General features: G+C 50.0%; 17 protein-coding genes and 1 pseudogene. 13 read left to right on the forward strand and 5 right to left on the reverse strand.

The genetic code is table 11. The features are described 5' to 3' along the window. The first annotated feature begins 8 nt into the window (after positions 1 to 8). Genes AC6RNO_RS28255 through AC6RNO_RS28265 form a run of 3 tightly spaced genes read left to right on the forward strand, consistent with a single transcriptional unit; the run spans position 9 to position 4,366 of the window. Complete coding sequence (locus AC6RNO_RS28255) at positions 9 to 899, forward strand: GGDEF domain-containing response regulator (RefSeq protein WP_474685771.1); 891 nt, start codon at positions 9 to 11, stop codon at positions 897 to 899. Between the two features lie 22 nt (positions 900 to 921). Continuing rightward, on the forward strand, positions 922 to 2,721 hold the full coding sequence (locus tag AC6RNO_RS28260) for a GAF domain-containing sensor histidine kinase (protein WP_474685769.1): 1,800 nt from the start codon (positions 922 to 924) through the stop codon (positions 2,719 to 2,721). Positions 2,722 to 2,725: 4 nt separating this feature from the next. Then, entirely contained in the window at positions 2,726 to 4,366 is a 1,641-nt protein-coding gene (locus AC6RNO_RS28265) for a thiamine pyrophosphate-dependent enzyme (protein ID WP_497107529.1), read from the forward strand. 228 nt (positions 4,367 to 4,594) lie between these two features. On the opposite strand, the gene AC6RNO_RS28270 is transcribed toward AC6RNO_RS28265, so the two are convergent. Beyond that, positions 4,595 to 5,083 (reverse strand): hypothetical protein, encoded by a 489-nt coding sequence (locus AC6RNO_RS28270; RefSeq protein WP_497107530.1) that lies wholly within the window; start codon positions 5,081 to 5,083, stop codon positions 4,595 to 4,597. 195 nt (positions 5,084 to 5,278) lie between these two features. Beyond that, on the reverse strand, positions 5,279 to 5,998 hold the full coding sequence (locus tag AC6RNO_RS28275; protein WP_488437003.1) for a FadR/GntR family transcriptional regulator: 720 nt from the start codon (positions 5,996 to 5,998) through the stop codon (positions 5,279 to 5,281). 315 nt (positions 5,999 to 6,313) lie between these two features. Here AC6RNO_RS28275 and AC6RNO_RS28280 point away from each other — a divergent pair, with 315 nt between their 5' ends. After that, positions 6,314 to 7,729, forward strand: a complete 1,416-nt coding sequence (locus tag AC6RNO_RS28280) for an FAD-linked oxidase C-terminal domain-containing protein (protein WP_497107531.1) — start codon at positions 6,314 to 6,316, stop codon at positions 7,727 to 7,729. Then, positions 7,726 to 9,093: a heterodisulfide reductase-related iron-sulfur binding cluster gene (locus AC6RNO_RS28285; RefSeq protein WP_497107532.1), complete on the forward strand. Its 1,368-nt coding sequence runs from the start codon at positions 7,726 to 7,728 to the stop codon at positions 9,091 to 9,093. Before AC6RNO_RS28280 ends, AC6RNO_RS28285 begins: the two co-directional genes overlap by 4 nt. Before the next feature lie 74 nt (positions 9,094 to 9,167). Here AC6RNO_RS28285 and AC6RNO_RS28290 read toward each other — a convergent pair whose 3' ends face one another. After that, complete coding sequence (locus tag AC6RNO_RS28290) at positions 9,168 to 9,848, reverse strand: SDR family NAD(P)-dependent oxidoreductase (RefSeq protein ID WP_497107533.1); 681 nt, start codon at positions 9,846 to 9,848, stop codon at positions 9,168 to 9,170. Positions 9,849 to 10,006: 158 nt separating this feature from the next. Between AC6RNO_RS28290 and AC6RNO_RS28295 the strand changes: the two genes are divergently transcribed. From AC6RNO_RS28295 to AC6RNO_RS28315, 5 genes are all read left to right on the forward strand, one after another. Continuing rightward, the gene (locus AC6RNO_RS28295) at positions 10,007 to 10,576 is read left to right on the forward strand and encodes a TetR family transcriptional regulator (RefSeq protein WP_497107534.1); all 570 of its coding nucleotides are present in this window, start codon (positions 10,007 to 10,009) and stop codon (positions 10,574 to 10,576) included. 104 nt (positions 10,577 to 10,680) lie between these two features. Further along, positions 10,681 to 11,196, forward strand: coding sequence for an SRPBCC domain-containing protein (locus AC6RNO_RS28300; RefSeq protein WP_497107535.1), 516 nt, complete (start codon positions 10,681 to 10,683; stop codon positions 11,194 to 11,196). A 109-nt stretch (positions 11,197 to 11,305) separates the two neighbouring features. Next, entirely contained in the window at positions 11,306 to 12,346 is a 1,041-nt protein-coding gene (locus AC6RNO_RS28305) for a hypothetical protein (protein ID WP_497107536.1), read from the forward strand. Between the two features lie 186 nt (positions 12,347 to 12,532). Next, complete coding sequence (locus AC6RNO_RS28310; protein WP_474685749.1) at positions 12,533 to 13,585, forward strand: rod shape-determining protein; 1,053 nt, start codon at positions 12,533 to 12,535, stop codon at positions 13,583 to 13,585. Positions 13,586 to 13,730: 145 nt separating this feature from the next. Next, positions 13,731 to 14,393 (forward strand): CPBP family glutamic-type intramembrane protease, encoded by a 663-nt coding sequence (locus tag AC6RNO_RS28315; RefSeq protein WP_497107537.1) that lies wholly within the window; start codon positions 13,731 to 13,733, stop codon positions 14,391 to 14,393. 34 nt (positions 14,394 to 14,427) lie between these two features. Here the strand turns inward: AC6RNO_RS28315 and AC6RNO_RS28320 are convergent, their stop codons facing one another. Next, positions 14,428 to 15,192 carry a hypothetical protein gene (locus AC6RNO_RS28320; RefSeq protein WP_497107538.1) on the reverse strand — a complete coding sequence of 255 codons (765 nt, stop codon included), beginning with the start codon at positions 15,190 to 15,192 and terminating at the stop codon, positions 14,428 to 14,430. A gap of 140 nt (positions 15,193 to 15,332) precedes the next feature. Here AC6RNO_RS28320 and AC6RNO_RS28325 point away from each other — a divergent pair, with 140 nt between their 5' ends. From AC6RNO_RS28325 to AC6RNO_RS28335, 3 genes are all read left to right on the forward strand, one after another. Further along, a complete protein-coding gene (locus tag AC6RNO_RS28325) occupies positions 15,333 to 15,869 on the forward strand; it encodes a hypothetical protein (protein ID WP_474685743.1) in 537 nt (178 codons plus the stop codon). A 105-nt stretch (positions 15,870 to 15,974) separates the two neighbouring features. Continuing rightward, positions 15,975 to 16,208: a hypothetical protein gene (locus tag AC6RNO_RS28330; RefSeq protein WP_474685741.1), complete on the forward strand. Its 234-nt coding sequence runs from the start codon at positions 15,975 to 15,977 to the stop codon at positions 16,206 to 16,208. Further along, positions 16,205 to 16,600, forward strand: coding sequence for a type II toxin-antitoxin system VapC family toxin (locus tag AC6RNO_RS28335; RefSeq protein ID WP_474685739.1), 396 nt, complete (start codon positions 16,205 to 16,207; stop codon positions 16,598 to 16,600). The genes AC6RNO_RS28330 and AC6RNO_RS28335 overlap by 4 nt, the downstream gene beginning before the upstream one ends. 284 nt (positions 16,601 to 16,884) lie before the next feature. On the opposite strand, the pseudogene AC6RNO_RS28340 reads toward AC6RNO_RS28335, so the two are convergent. Continuing rightward, positions 16,885 to 17,102: pseudogene (locus AC6RNO_RS28340) on the reverse strand (IS701 family transposase); the annotation flags it as partial. Positions 17,103 to 17,119 lie beyond the last annotated feature (17 nt).

Raw genomic sequence — 17,119 nt, forward strand, 5'->3', positions numbered from 1 at the left:
GATAATTAATGAGCGGTCGAATTCTTATAATTGACGACGAACCCTACAACGTAAATATTTTGAGCATATTTTTAAGTTCTTTGCGCTATGAAATTTTCATCGCCGAGAACGGTACGGAAGCTCTGTCCATGATGGAGGAAACCGCTCCGGACCTGATTTTGCTCGACGTCATGATGCCGGACATTACCGGGTTTGAAATTTACAGGCGGTGGATGGAGCAGAGCGATTTCGACACTCCGGTCATCTTCCTGTCGGCCAACGCCCAGAAAGCGGACATTTTGCAGGGGTTGCAGTTGGGGGCGTTCGACTATTTGACGAAGCCTTTCGATCTCGATCTGCTGGAAAGGAAAATCGCCATCGCTCTTGAGCAAAAGAAGAAGCTGAGAAGCTTGAAGAACGATAACAAGCAGCTTTCCGAACTGGCTTATATCGATTCGCTTACGGGTTTGTATAACCGCGCTTATCTGGATCTGACCATGCAGACGATCCGGGACGGCATCCGCAGCTTCCATGCCGCATTGATGGTCGATATGGATCATTTTAAGCCGATTAACGATACTTACGGCCATCTGGTCGGAGATCAGGTGCTGAAGGAAGTGGCAGACCTCCTGTTTTCCAGGCTGGATCCGAACCGCGACATCGCCTTCCGTTACGGCGGGGACGAGTATCTCATTCTGCTGCAGGATGAAGCGGGTTGTCTGGAGTTGGCAGATTCCATTATAAAAGCCGTTGACGATCTCAAAATCGCCGTCTCGCCGCATAAGCATCTGAAAGTGTCGGTCAGCATCGGCGTAACCCACAATTTCGACCACCGATCTTTCGATCAGATGATAGCGCAGGCGGACTCCGCCTTATTGGGCGCGAAAAACAGAGGGAGACACCGGGTAACGGTTTATTAAATCAAGGAGTGGGTGAGGCAAAATGATGGAATTAAAAAGCTTTCAAAAATTATTTCACATGACGAAAGTAATTAACTCACAGTTTGAAATGCCGGAAATTTTACAGGTGCTCGTCGATGCGATCGCCAGCGAAATAACGCAGGCCGATTTGGTCGGTTTCTTTTTGAAAGAACCGGACGGCATATTTTACGGCAACAAAGGAAACAGCAAGCGGGTCGATATTACCGAGCTGCTGATCGATCCGAAGGACGATGCGTTTGTCCGCGACATTCTGCGCACGCGCGCCAGCGATTACATCCCGGATACAACCTTTGACAAACGGCCGGATCAGGTGAAAAGGCACTTGATGCAAATCAATTCGATCCTGGGCATCCCCGTTCTCGTCGACGATGACGTGTTCGGTCTTGTCTTTGTGCACGATTTCGGCAAACCGATGAATTTGACGGAAGAGCAGATGGAAGTGACGGAAGCGTTCGTCAACATGGCCAGCGTAGCTATCCGCAACATCCAGATGTTCGAGCAGCGGCAGCTGTTGATGGAAAAGCAGCAGCTTCTCCTTGACGCCACCAAGGGCTTGTCGAAATCGCTGTCCGTTCAGGACGTCCTGAAAACTTGTTTTCACTACATGCAAAGGGCAAGCGGGTCGGACGATATCGGCATCCATTTATATAACGACAAGGATCGCACGATGGAACCTTTTCAGCTTTCTTCTTTGAACGTTACGGAAGACGAATGGAGAACCAAGCACCGCGAAGAGATCAAATTAAGCATCGACAGCGACCGTTTGTTTTATGAAGTCATTACGGAGAAAAAGGCGCTGGCCATTCCCGACGTGTATGCAGACCCGCGTCCTAACCATAATGCGTGCAGAACCTTTGATATCAGGAGCCTGATGGTGACGCCGCTCGTGGCGAAGGGAGTTGTATTCGGCGTCATCGCGATGCCGTCCATCCACAAGCAGCGGGAGTATACGACGAGCGAGATAGAATTTTGCCAATCCATTGCCGACGTTACGTCTACGGCGCTGGCGAATGCGATGCATACCGAGAATCTGGGGCATTCGGTCAACGAGCGCACCATGGAGCTGCAGCAGGCGAACTTCAAGCTGGAAGGACTGGTCAAAGAGCTGGAATATTTGAATGAGCTGAAAAACGATTTTATCGCTACGCTGTCGCATGAGCTGCGGACTCCGATTACGGCTGTCAAAGGAGCGGTAGACATTTTAAGAAAAAGAATTCTCGGGGAATTGAACGATTCCCAGGAGGATTTGCTGGAAACCGCGGGCAAGTCGATCGAACGCTTGCTCAACCAGGTGAACGAGCTGCTCGATTTTGCCAAAATGGAAAACGGCAAGTTCGAATTGTATTACACCGAGGCATCCTTCGATGAAATTATAGCGGAAGCCGTAGACATTGTGCAGTCTCTTGTCAATAAAAAGAAACTTACGCTGAATGTGGAAGCGGCGGCCGGAACGAATACCGTACTGAAGGTGGATCAACAGCGTATATTACAAATTTTGTTGAATCTTTTATCCAATTCCATCAAATTTACGCCGCCCAGAGGCGAGATTACGATCAAAACCCATGCGGAAGAGAATTACCTTACCGTGGAAGTGCACGATAACGGAATCGGTATCCCGTATGAGAAGCAAAAGCATATTTTCACCAAGTTTTATCAAGCCAACAATCAGATTAACGGAACGGGCCTGGGGCTGGCCATCTCCAAACAGCTAATCGAACTGCACGGCGGGCGGATCTGGTTCGAAAGCAGCGAGGGTCAAGGCTCGGTCTTTAAATTCACATTGCCGAAAGGGGCACAATAGAAAAATGAGAGCGATTGAAGTTGGATTGAAATTTTTGCTGCAGCAGGGGGTTCGGTACGTTTTTGGCGTTCCTGCCGGCTCGATTAATGCGATTTACGACGCTCTCATGGACATACCGGAGATTCAGCCGATCGTAGCCAAGCATGAGTCCAGCTCGGGTTATATGGCGGCTGCCTATACGCGTATTACCGGCATCCCGTCGGTCTGCGTCGGTTCCAGCGGGCCTGGGGCTACCAATTTGGTGACGCCTGCGGCAAACGCGTGGAAGGAAAAGCTCCCCGTCATTTTTATTACCGGTTCGGTTCCTTTATCGGTCGTGGGCAAAGGCGGGGGCCAGGAGCTGCAGGCGGAGCCGATCTTCACTTCCATTACGAAGCTAAGCAAAACCGTCCGTCACGCGCACGAGCTTCCGGGCATGCTCGCAGAAGCGTTTCATACGGCCATTAGCGGCATCCCGGGGCCTGTGCATTTGGCCATTCCGATCGACATTCAAATGACCGATATCGGCAGCGTGGAGTTTCCCGTCTTGCCGAAGGTTCAGCGGCTTGCGCCGGACCCGGCGGCCATCGAGGCTGCGCTGGAAGGCATCGCGGCCGCAGGCAGCCGCGGCGCGCTGCTGCTCGGATACGGGGCGAAATTGGCGACGAAGAGCATCGTGCAATTCGCGGAAAAAACAGGCTGGATGGTGGCGGCAACCCCTCACGGAAAAGGGGCTTTTCCCGAGAATCATCCGCTTTATTTGGGCATTTACGGCATGGCGGGCAACAGCAAAGCGCTGGATTATTTGAACGGCAATGATCACGATGTGCTGATGGTCGTCGGATCAAGCCTGGGAGAGTCGGCGACAAGCAACTGGGAGAAGCGGCTCGTTCAAGGCAAGCAGCTGATTCATATCGATTTCGACAAAAACGAGCTGGGCAAATGCTTCGAAACGAAGTACCCGGTTCATGGGCAAATCGATCTGGTCATGGAGCAGCTTTTGGCGCGGATGCCGGCTAAGACGCCGGACGTATGGTCCGGCCTGGGCGAAGCGGCTGCGGCGGCAGAAGAGAACGGCGGGGAGTGGAACACGTTGTCCGCCATCCGGAGGATCAGCGCGATCGCTCCAGGCGATGCGCGGTTTTATTTGGACATCGGCGAGTTCATGACCTACTCGATCCAAAATTTGCTGATCAAAGACGGGCAGCAATTTGATCTCGACATCAACTTCGGAGGGATGGGCTCGGGAATCGGGGGAGCCCTTGGCGCCCAGCTCGCCGAACCGAACCGGCCGGTCATCTGCCTGACCGGCGACGGCTGCTTCTTCATGCACGGCTTCGAGGTTTTGACGGCGAAGGAGTACAAGCTGCCGATCTTGTTCGTGGTCGTGAACAATGCCCGTCTCGGCATGGTATACCACGGTCATATGATGCAGTACAAGCGGTGCCTGGATGATTTTTCGCAAGCGCGGATCAGCATAGCGGACGTGGCCCGCTCGCTCGGCCTCCGCTACGCCGAGGTCACCTCGCTCAAGCAGCTGCAGCAGCACCACATGCAAGAGTGGCTTTCTCACGGCGGGCCGGTCGTCGTAGAGATCGTAGTCGACGGCAACGAAACTCCGCCGATGGGGGACAGAGTCAAGTTCCTGCAGGGCGCTACATACTAATTGACGGCAAGGGGCTGACCCTCAGCAGTTTATTCTGCTGAAGGGTCAGCCCCTTGCGCTGTAGTGAAGGGCGCGGGTGCGGGTGTGTGGTGGGCGCGCCGTGTGCGGAAGAGCCCCCGCTGGGCGAGGCGCTGGAGGGCGAAGCGACTGAGCGCCGGCGGTTGCTAACGATGTAAACACATCGTTAGGGGTTCCCGGGAGCGGGCGATTAAGCGCCGACGGGCGCTGCTAACGATGTAGACACATCGTTAGAGGTTCCCGGGGGCGGGCGATTGAGCCCCAGGAGCATGCAAATGAGGCAATCGCAAACCTGCCGGCTAAGACATCGCTCACCATGTGCAGAAAACCTGCAAAAGTGCATCTTTTTGCGCCCAGATGCGCTTGCTTCGAACAATTCCTGCAAATTTGCAGTTTTTTTGGCTCAAATTGGGGGTTCAGGTTTATCAAGCTGGGAATTCCTGCACAATTGCAGGTTTTTCCTCCAAACGAGTCGTTTTTATCAAAAAAGCCTGCACTTTCGCAGGTTTTTTCGGGCTGAAGATACTCTGCAAGCGGTTGCACCGCTTTTGGACGGCAAATGAGTGGAAGCGTCCGGTTAGCTGCTAACACTTCGGCATCCATAACCGTGACTTGGAAAGACAAAACTGACTTGTCAGAAAAGCGTGCGTCCTGCACAAACGATTGCGGAGGTGCACCTGTTCGACCGACCACCGTCATGCAGCGCAACACCGCGCGCTGGAAGCTGCGCGCGGTGCGACGAAGTTTTGCTGCTGCGGAGTTAGCAGAAGTGTTCGAGATTGCGCGTCGGAGCCCCCGGCGGGCTCGAAACGATGCAAAAGTCGGTTCACCGACTTGGTGCGCCCCGATCAACAGGGCTTCTCCATATCTCGGTGCCTTTTGCGAGGCTGCTTTTTACAGGCCCTGGTTCATTTTTTCCAGGACGGCTTCTACTTTCAGCAGGTGCTGCATCATCAGCTCGGAGGCCAGCGTTTTATTTTGCTCCCGTATGGCCTCATAGATGGCCGTATGTTCTTCCAGAAGCTGCTTGCCGGAAGCCAACTCGGAGAAAAACCACAGCCTGCGGGAGCCGCCCATCGTTTCCTGCAGCTTTTTGGTCAGGGAGTCCATCATTTGGGTGAGCAGTGTATTGTGGCTGGCCTGGGCGATGAGCAGATGAAACTGCACGTCCGCATGCTCGGACTTCTGTTCATCTTCCAGAACTTCCTGCATATGGGCAAGGATGCGGGCCAGCTGCGCCAGATCCTCGTCTGTTCTTCTGGCAGCCGCCAAAGACGCGCATCCGGATTCGATAAATTTGCGAATTTCCACAATTTCCTGGAACGACTCCATGCTTTGAAACATATCTGCTCCCGGCAAAGCTTGGTCTGACGGAAGCACTTTGCTGACAAAGGTGCCGCCGCCATGACGAATATCGATCCATCCCATCGCTTTCAGAGCGCTGAGCGCTTCCCGAATCGTAGAGCGGCCCACGTCGAACCCTGCCGCCAGATCGACCACGGAAGGGAGACGGAAGCCGGGAGGGTATTGGCCCGATGCAATCCGCTGCTTGAGCTGTTGAAGGACGATGTCCGACCCTTTTTGCGGTTTGACTTGCGGAAAAGACGATGTCATGACGGACCTCCCGATACATATATACATCTATTCAATCATACGCTATAATGAATGAAAAGTCATCAGATGACCTGTTCACTTTATCGGGATGGGGCGGATTTATTTGGTCCACTCGCCGGGATAGGGAAGTTTTTCCGGCTCATTATCCCGTAGAGCGGGCAAGCTTCTTCCGTTCGCTCACCGGAATAGAGCAATTTTTTCGCTCACTTTTCCAGAGATAGGGCACGCTTTTCAGATTTACTTTCCCGCGCGGCAGGTCAGGTTTTTCCGATTTCTCGTGCATACTGGAGCTTATTTTTAAAGGAGGCATAGTCCATGTTAGACGATTCTATTCGCAGGCGGCTTCGCGAGATTGTCGGGGACAAATATTTTAAAGACGATTCCGAAGCGTTGATTACCCATTCTTATGACGCTACGCCGATGATGCAGAGCTTGCCGGACGGCGTCGTTTATCCGGGCAGCCGCGAGGAAGTGGCGGCGATTCTCAAGCTTGCGAACGAGCACCGCATTCCGATTGTCGGGCGTGGGGCGGGCAGCAATTTGTGCGGCGGCACGGTAGCTGTCGATGGCGGGCTCGTCATGGTCATGAACCGCATGAACCGGCTGATTGAAATTGATAAGGACAACCTTACGGCAACGTTCCAGCCGGGTTTAAATACGAAGGAGTTCCACCTTGCCGTCGAGGCGCTGGGGTTGTTTTATCCGCCTGATCCGAGCAGCATGGTCGTGTCTACGTTAGGCGGCAATATTATGGAATGCGCCGGCGGGCTGCGCGGTTTGAAATATGGGACGACGAAAGACTACGTCATCGGTCTGGAGGCGGTGCTGCCTTCCGGCGAGATTTTGCGTACGGGCGGCAAGCTGTACAAGGATGTGGCCGGCTACGACCTGACCAAGCTGCTCGTCGGCTCCGAAGGGACGCTAGCGATCGTCACGGAGGCGACGGTGAAGCTGCTCCCCGCCCCGCAGCACAAAAAGACGATGCTCGCCATGTACAAAGACATCTACGCCGCCGCAAGAACGGTTTCGGCGATTATCGGGCATCAGATTATTCCGGCGACGCTGGAATTTATCGACAATCCGACGCTCCGCGTTGTGGAGGCGTACAACAAAATCGGGCTCCCGCTTGATATGGAGGCCGTGCTTTTGATCGAGCAGGACGGCAACGATATGGCGGCGGTCGAGCAGGATATCGCAGCCATCAAGCGGATTTGCGAGGAGCAGGGCGCCGAGGAGGTCAAGCTTGCCGGCAGCGCGCAGGAAGCGGAGAAGCTGATGATGGCGCGGCGCAGCGCGCTGTCCACGCTGGCCAGAATAAGGCCGACGACGATTCTGGAGGATGCGACGGTGCCGCGCTCCAAAATCGCGGAGATGGTCGTCGAAATCAACCGCATCGCCCGGAAGTACGATGTGCAGATCTGCACGTTCGGTCATGCGGGGGACGGCAACCTGCATCCGACCTGCACGACGGACGCCCGGGATCAGGAGGAAATCCATCGCGTGGAGCAGGCGTTTGAGGAAATTTTTGACGCGGCGATCCGCTTGGGCGGGACGATTACAGGGGAGCACGGCGTCGGCATGATGAAAGCGCCTTATTTGGAGTGGAAAGTCGGCGCAGCCGGAATAGAAGTGATGAAGGGCATCAAGCGCGCCTTCGATCCTCATAACATTATGAATCCCGGAAAAATTTTCGCAAAGCAATCCCGCAAAAGGCTGGTGATCGGACAATGAGCGAAGCGGTTTCGATAAAATCTCAAGTCGCTGCGAGCAGCGGCAGTCCGCTAGCCGAGCGAATGAAGCTTACGCTGAACTATGACGAGCTGTCCAACTGCATCCGCTGCGGCTTTTGCCAGCCGGCTTGCCCCACTTTCAAGGAAACGGGTCTGGAAGCCGCGTCCCCGCGCGGAAGAATCGCTTTGATGAAGGCGGTCGTGGACGGGCTGATGGTGCCAGAGGATTCTTTTCAAAAGCAAATGGACTTGTGCCTGGGCTGCCGCGCCTGCGAGCCGGTATGTCCGGCAGACGTGAAATACGGGCAGCTGCTGGAGCAGACGCGGGACGCGATCGAAAGGCAGACGGAGCACCGCTTCTGGGTGAAGCAGCTCCGTTCGATCACGTTCAAGCACATGTTTCCGAACCAAAAACGCATGCGCCTGCTGGGCTCCGCGCTCCGCTTGTACCAGCGCTCCGGCATGCAGACCGTGGTCCGCAAAACGGGACTCATGCGGATGTTCCCGGATACGATGAGCCAAATGGAACGTATTTTGCCGGAAGCTTCGTCCAAAGGCGTGGTCGAGCAGCTAGGTACTTACGTGCCTGCCAAAGGAAAGCCGGTCGCAACCGTAGGCATGTTCCGCGGCTGCATTATGGACGTGCTGTTCACGGAAACGAACATGAACACGGTCAAGCTGCTGGCGGAAGCAGGCTTCAACGTCGTCATTCCCGAGGCGCAGACGTGCTGCGGCGCTCTGCACGCGCACAGCGGCGAGCTGGAGCAGGCGAAAGGGCTGGCCAGAAGGAACATCGACGCGTTCCGCGAAGCGAAGGTCGATTACATTATTTCTAATGCAGGGGGCTGCGGGGCGCTGCTGGTGGAGTACAGTCACCTTTTGCATGACGATGCCGAATATGCGGAGGCTGCGAAGCATTTTGCCGAGAATGTGAAAGACATCAGCCAAATGATGATCGAAAAAGGGCGCTTGCCCAAGTTCGCGGCCGCCGCACAGCTTCCTTCGGATGCTCAGGTCACCGTAACGTATCAGGACTCGTGCCATCTGCGCAACGTTATGAGAGCCGGCAACGCACCGCGCGATTTGATGAGCCGGATCGAAGGCGTGAAGGTGGTCGAGCTGAAGGGAGCCGACCGCTGCTGCGGCTCTGCGGGCATTTACAATCTGGTGCAGCCGGACATGTCGATGGACATTCTTGACCATAAAATGGAGCATGTGAAAGAGACGAGCGCGCATTATGTGCTGACCAGCAATCCGGGCTGCCTCCTGCAGATGAAGCTGGGGATCGAAAGGGAGCAATTGTCGGATCGCATGAAGGCCGTGCATATTGCGGATTTCCTGTACGAGCATATGAGCCGGTCGTAAAATGTGAAATAACCTCCAGCCGCGTTTGAGCGGTTCGGAGGTTGTTTGCTTTATAAGTTGTCTTTTCGCTTTTATTAAATTGAAATGTTAGTTGGATCAAAGCCTAGTGGGAATACTTCTTCAAAGCGGTCCTTTTTCTCATACATGTTATACCAAACATCGGCAATGAGGTCCGGATCTCCAGCCGTTCCGGGTTGTATCATGGTCCCGATGGAGAGATGTCCCACAAATACACCTTTTTCTCTCAACTCATTGTGCAGGTTGGTGGCATAATTACGAATACCGGACATCACGATTCCGCCATTCCCTACAAAAGGTAAAGGGAACATTGCAGATAAGCCCGTTGTAAATAAAATTGCACCGGAACCGTTATTTATCATCTCAGGCAATACCTCATTGACCGAAAGAACGGCAGGCAGCAAATAGCTGTTCATTTGTTCTAATACACTCTGAGGCGTAGTCTCCAGCACATTTGTAAATTTATCCCACCCTGAATAAGGACTAAATTCTAATATATCGATAGAACCAAACTCTCGTTTAACAGCTTGAAAGGTTTGTTTTAAAGCAGCCAAGTCTGTGACATCCGCAGCAAAAGATTGCGCTTCAATATTTAGCTCTCTAAGTTCGTTCACTATAGCGGATAGTTTGTCAGGGTTACGCGAAATGGCAGCTACTTTAAACCCGTTCTTTCCGAATTTTTTGGCTAGAGACAAACCCAATCCGGGGCCTGCACCAACTATTGCAACAGTTTTCATTTTTTATTCACTCCATTTTCTGTGATATATTAAAGTAACATGTGTTGCTTTAATGAATAATTTACAACCAATCCAATAATGCAGCAACCAACAAACCGTGCAGGAATGTTGCTATAGGAACAAGGTTGATCAATTGTCGGGTTTAAGGGGGGAGAAATGTGGCGACAAAAGTAATGAATGTAAGAACGACACGAACGAAGCAGTCTTTGATTAACGCATTTATCCAATTAGTTTCAAAAAAGGATTTTGAAAAAATAACGATAGCGGATATAACAAAGGCCGCACAAGTTAATCGAGCTACATTCTATGCACATTTTGAAGACAAATTCGAATTATTGGACTTTATTATGGGGGACTCCGCATCAGCTGCGATCGCAAACCGTACGAAAGGTGAAGTGAAATTCGATCAAGACAGCATCCATCAACTCGTTTTAGCATTATGTGATTTTTATGATCAACCGAACATCCAATGTCGCAGCAGCTATGTAGGCTTAGTCGTACCGCAATTGAAAGAAAAAGCAGTAAATGAGTTGAAAGTGTATTTGTCGAAAAGTCTCGAACACATGTATACAGATGAAGAAATGAAGATTTATGTACCCATTTATGCACAAGCTATCCATGAAGGTGCCATACAATGGGCGACTGGAAACACTATTATGAACAAAGAGGAAGTCGCCAAAAGGGTCGCATTATTAGTAATAGGCGGATTCGAATCATCTGAACAATAATATTCCTTTACAGGAATATTCCTATTGTGGTATATTCTAATCAGCAAGAAGCGCAGAACAAGGGAAAATCTTAAAATCATTCATGATCCTAAGGAGGAATTACAATGTCAAACAACGCAATGATTTCGAGAGTAGAGAACGAGCGGGTGCTGGTGCTGGAGCGCGTTTTCGATGCGCCGCGCGATCTCGTGTTCAAGATGTTTAAAGAGCCGGAGCATCTGAAACACTGGTGGGGGCCCAGAGGCTGGGAGGTTCCGGTCTGCACCGTCGATTTCCGTCCCGGCGGCGTTTGGCACTACTGCATGAAGTGCGTCGATCAGAACCAGGGTCAATTTTTCGGAATGGAATCTTGGGGCAAAGCGGTTTATAAAGAGATTGCCGAGCCGGAGAAAATCGCCTACAGGGATTATTTCTCGGATGCCGAAGGCAATTCGAACGACTCCATGCCGTCGACTGAGGTCACGCTGGAATTCATCGATTTGGGCGGTAAGACGAAGCTGGTCAACCGTGGCGAATACGTGTCGGCGGAGGCTCTCAAGACCGTCATGGACATGGGCATGCTCCAAGGCATCACCGAAACTTGGGACCGTCTGGAAGAGCGCCTGAACCAGCTCAAGTAAAGAAATATGGGAACGGCCGCTTGGCTTTGAGAGCCGGCGGCCGTTTTATTTTGGCGAATACCGGTATATGGTATAATGGGTTGCGATAATTAAGCACAAGAGGTGCCATATGTTCACTCAAATTTCTAAAGATAGAGTTGATATTCGTCAGTCGTTAAATCAAGAAGAAGTACAATCTCTGGCAGCTGACAGCTCTATAAAAGTTGTTCAATTCTCCAATGAAGTTGACCCTGCAACTTTCCGGTTACTTAACGATTTATTGTTTTCCGTTAGAGATGACATTTGTCTTCGAGCATATGGGTTTTACAGTTCTACCTGCGATTTAAGCTTTGTTTCTTCATTACCGAATCTCAAGCGATTTACGGCAGACTGTTTAATGGACGCACAAGGGATGCATCATTTAGCCCGTTTGAGAAATTTGAAGGAGTTAGGGATAGGTATATTTAAACTTGCAAACTTCGACTTTCTAAATGAAGTTCCAGATACTTTGGAACGATTGGTTCTTGGAGCAACAAAATCAAAGAAACCAGACTTGGCTCCGTTATCAAGGTTCGCAAAGTTAAGGGAAATTTATATAGAAGGACAACGTAAAAATATTGAAGTTCTCAGTGGCCTAACAAATTTGGAAGATGTCACATTGAGGTCGATAACAACACCGGATTTGAACTACTTAGTCCCGTTAAAGAAGATGTGGTCGTTGGATATAAAGCTCGGGGGGATTAATAACTTTTCAGCAATAGAAGGTTTAACGAATATTAAATATCTGGAATTGTGGCTGATTAGAGGGTTATCCGATGTTGGATTTATTTCCGCATTGAACGGTTTGCAAAACCTCTTTTTACAATCTTTGCCTAATGTTGAAAAGTTGCCTTCGTTCGAGAATCTGACAAAGCTGAGAAGGATACGTCTGGAAAGTATGAAAGGTCTTAAGGATGTTAGCAGCTTGGAATCGGCGCCTGCATTAGAGGAATTCTCCCATATAGCTGCGAACAACATGCAACCGGAGGATTATATGGCTGTCTTGAAAAATACTTCTCTTAAACGAGTATCATGCTGGTTTGGCAGCGATAAAAAAGATAAGAGGTTTGAGGAACTAAAAAAAGAATTTAATAAAGTTTTATCGGATTGGTCGAAGTTTATTTATGAATAATTCCTGCCGAATAAGAGCTTGGGAAAGCAGTCCCGAGCTTTCTTTTTTCGGCGTTTATCGCTTGTTTGCTGGCTATTTCAGCGGATTGCCCCACAAATTTGCGGTCCGCGCAGAATATTATAGTATCTCCGTTTGATCTACCCTCCACAACAGCATAGATATCCGAAACGAAGGGGGAAGTTTCATTTGTTGAAGCGATTTGATAAGTTGTACGGGATCGATTTGGGAACGTCCAATACGGTCATCTACGAAAAGGGGAAGGGCATCGTGCTCAGCGAGCCGTCTGTTGTCGCTTTTCACCAGAGCACAGGCGAATTGCTGGCCGTAGGCGCGGAAGCGCAGGCGATGATCGGACGGGCTCCCGCACATGTGGACATCACGTATCCTTTGAGAAATGGCGTCATTGCCAACATTGACATGACAAGCAGCATGATTCAGCGTTTTATAAAAAAAATTCAGGGCCGCTCGTTTTTCCTGCGGAGTTCTCAAGTATACATTTCAGTCCCTTGCGGCATTACGAATGTCCAGAAGCGGGCGGTTGAACAGACAATTGTCCATAAAGGAGCCAATAAAGCAATCGCCGTCGAGGAACCGCTGGCGGCCGCGCTCGGCGCCGGAATCCCGATTGAAGAGCCGCTCGGGCATCTGGTGCTCGATATCGGCGGGGGCAGCTGCCAACTGGCCGTGCTGTCGCTCGGCGGCATTGTGACTAGCCACAAAGTTCAGCGGGCGGGCATGTCTATCGACCAGGACATCATGGATTATGTGAAGCGGCAGTACAATATGGAGATCGGAGAGCGGACTGCCGAGACGATCAAAAAAGAGATCGGCACGGCCAACCCTTACGCCCCGGAACGAACATTGGAGGTACGCGGGCGCGATCTGCTCGACGGGTTGCCCCGTTCGATCCGGCTGTCCTCCAAGGAAATCTACGCAGTTGTGGACGATTTCCTGTTCATGCTGATCGAGGCGATCCGCACGACGCTGGAACAATGCCCGCCCGAGCTAGCCGGGGATGTGCTGGAGCAAGGAATCCTTTTGTGCGGCGGCGGCGCCTTGCTGGAAGGAATCGATGCGCGCATCCGGGAGGAGACCGGGGTTCCCGTACATATCGCCGAGCAGCCGCTTGCCTGCACCGCGCTCGGCACAGGCATGATGCTGGGCAGAAACGTCAGCAAGCATGAGCCGGCTTGGCGGAAGGCAGCCCCGGAAGAAACGCCCGAGGACGAGGGCGAATAAAAAGGACGGCCATTCTCCGATGCGGGAGGATGGCCGTTTTTGCGTAACCTCGCGGTACTAGCGAAAAATAGTACTACAATCGTCTCATCTTACCGGATACAATGAGCCTATTGATGTTATGACAAAAGCTGCCGTGGAGGAGACGATGAATGTAATCATCTTGTTGCTAGGCCCGACTTTTATGATCGCAATCGGCTTGCAGGCCATGAGCAGCGTGCCTTTGACATTTGCTCTTTTCTATGGCTGGCTTTTCGGCGTCCCATTCATAGAGATCTTATTGAGCAGAAAACAAGCGCTAGCAGTGACGCTTCGACAGTGGGGGATTTGTTTTCACCGCATTAATTTGCTTCTGGGTGCCGGTTCCGGGGCCGCTTGTTTTTTGGCGATTGTGACCGGAGGATATTTCTTTCATGATCGTCTGTTCGATGCCGCCAGGCTGCAGGAGTTGCTTCTGAAATGGAACTTTACGGGCAGCCAGACGGTGTGGTTGATCCTGGTACTCATCATTTTGAATCCGATTCTGGAGGAGCTGTACTGGCGCGGTTATTTGCTTCACAAGTTGGAGGGGAAATATGGCAGAGCGAAGAGCCTTTTAGCAACTTCGCTGTGGTATAGCGCGTATCATTTGCTTTCTGTCATTCCTTTGTTTAACTGGCCGTACAACTTGTTGACGGTTATTCCGGTTTTTGCCGCGGGTGTTTTCTGGGGCTTACTGCGTTTGTCCCATAAATCGCTGCTCGGCTCGATCGTGTGTCATGTGCTCGCCGATTCGGGAATTATGGCTGTGTATGTTTTGTTTTTGCAGTAATTCGCATAGGGAGGGCGGGCAGTCCGCCTGCAACTTAGCGCTTATAACCCCTGATGCGGAACTCGAATCCGCTTTTTGGGAAGTATTCGCCGTTGATGAACACGGCATCGCTCATGTGCCTGTCGATGGTGCCGCCGTAACCGGTCATTTCGTTGTTTTGCCAGACGGAGACGGGGACAGCGAAAAACATCGCATTTTCAAAATCGGCGGAGGAGCGGAGAATTTGCCCTTTTGCAAACAGGGGGCTGCTGCCGCCTTTTTCTCTGTCTTTCAGCACCTGCTCGATGATATGGATATTGTTTTTGATGCTCTTTTTGCGGAGCCGGTACCAAATCAGATTAATAAAAGCGGCGATTGCCAAAATGATGCCCATCAATACGGTGGAGTTCGCGGGAGCGGGATTATTATTGGTGAGCAAATTAATGCCGTTAAGTGTTGCAGTCAGGACAAGACCGATAAAGAAAACGAGCAGAGGAAAGACGGATTTAATCAAAATATCGATAAATGGATAAATGACGCCTTTATCCGAATCTTTCCCTTTCAGGTAAATTTGAATCACTTTCAACTGGTCGGTAGTCAAATATGTGTAAGCGTGGTAGCGTTTGATCACATTTTGTCTGGAGTTAGGAAAAGCGAAATACGAAAAGAAACTCTGCTTCGTCCTCAACTTGCGCAGATGCGCTTTCAACGGAGGAGCGTTCAAGGAGTTCAGCGCGTGTATCGTCCTGATCAATTCAAACAAAAAGTAGCAGACGAGATATATAATCAGTATTTTGTTATCCAAAATGGCTTTATACATGGGGAGAAATTCCATTCTTTTATTTGTTACAATAATTCTACATAATTGAAATATGTTTTACAATCCTGTCCTGTTAACTAAAGGAACAATCCGATTGGTGACGGGTTTAGTAAATAGTCGAGCTTGGGAGGCAAACGTGTATGGGACAATATCTTCAATTGGGCATTTGCCATCGTATAACCGTAGGTAAGGAACGATTGCAGAAGTTTGGTTTAACAGAAAATGATGTAGCTGCGAAGCTAAGTGAGAAGATGGATATGTCTTTGTTTACATGCCATGAGCATGAAGAGAAAATTCAGTTTATGCTAAAAGAATCCGTAGTGCTGGAACAGTTGTATGACTTTCTTCAAGGCCAGTTTTCCATGTATCCTGCCAAAGAAGATCAAGAACAATTTAATTCCACTTTAATGAAAATATCAAACATGCAGTCCATGCAAGAAATTGTGGAACTGGCAGAGGGGAAGGCATTGCGATATTTTCAAAGCAGCGATATCTACGAGCATATTGAAGCCGGGCCTTGGGACCGGATTCGGTTAACGCTGTCGCTGTTCGTATTTTTCCTTGAAGGAAAAATTATAATGGAAGAGTACATCTATTTTTTAGGCTATTTGGAGAATTTGGTGCGAGCCAATTCACAACTCACAATCGCAGGAGCATTTCGGGTAGTTATTCAATAAGGTGGGATTGAATAAAGCAATCGCGGGTCACAAGCGGCATAATTATTGAACCAGCAGCAGATATGTTATAATGAATTTAATAAACACGTTAATGGAGGGATAAAAATGATCCCCAAAAAAATGGATCAACAAACAGTCAGTGTAATTAAATCCATCCTTCAAAAACTCAATATAAATAATTCGCGTATTTTGATTGACCTCGAGAAACAGACAGTGGAAGCTCAAGAGGACGATTACTCAATTGATGATCTTTTGGAAGCAGCCGGGGCATTATCTCCTGAACGAGGCAAGGAACTTCTTGATGAAGTGAACAGATCACGCGAGGAATGGAATTCATGAGCCAGGGTTATTTGTTGGATACGAATGTTGCGATTGCCATTCTTATGAATGAAGGTAATGTTATCGATTTTGCTCAGCAAGCCTCTCGTGATAAAATGCAGATTTACTTTTCTACAATTACAGAATGTGAAGTATTTGCCGGGTTAAAACCTGAGGAACAACTTCGTGCAGAGAAGTTGTTTACAACCAGAAGATGTATAGATGTCACCTCTGACATTGCAAGACTGGCCGGCTCTATTCGCAGGGATCAGAAGAGCAAGGGACGAAAGTTGAAAACCCCTGATGCCCTTATTATTGCTACAGCCCTGGTTAATGATCTCATATTAGTATCTAGAGACTCTGATATGAGTTTTGTTCAGAGCGAATTAGAAATTCCGCTTTTTAAAATATAACTTAATGCCTCCTCGCCAAGTATGATATTGAGAAGCTAAAGGAACAGCAGCATTAAAATTAAATACAGACACCCCACGGTAGTAATGATTTTAATTACTGCCGTTTATTTTTCTTAAAGGTACCACAGATAAAACGGACACGGTGATGTGGTAAGCTATATGGATAGTACTGGAAAACGAAACTGAACTCGTACCAACAATATTTAAGGGCTCGCTGGTATGATCCGAGTATGAGGCTGTTTGTGCAGGAGGATACGTATAAGGGGCAAGTGGATACTTTAAGTCAGAATAGGTTTACTTAGCCCATAGGTGGATAAAGACGGATAAAGGCGATGGCGGAACGAACTTGATACGTGTTAAACCCAAGGTTCTTTTTGGACTGACGGAAAAAGATTTCAATGGGTCACCGTTTGGCGTAAAAGGCCGAAATGGTTTCCGTCTCCAGGGAAACGTCCGTGAGCAGGAAAGCGCGCAGCGCTTTCGATTCCCCAAAAGCGCTGCGCGCCTTGTCTCTATTCT

The sequence above is a fragment of the Paenibacillus sp. sgz302190 genome (genome assembly GCF_059820445.1).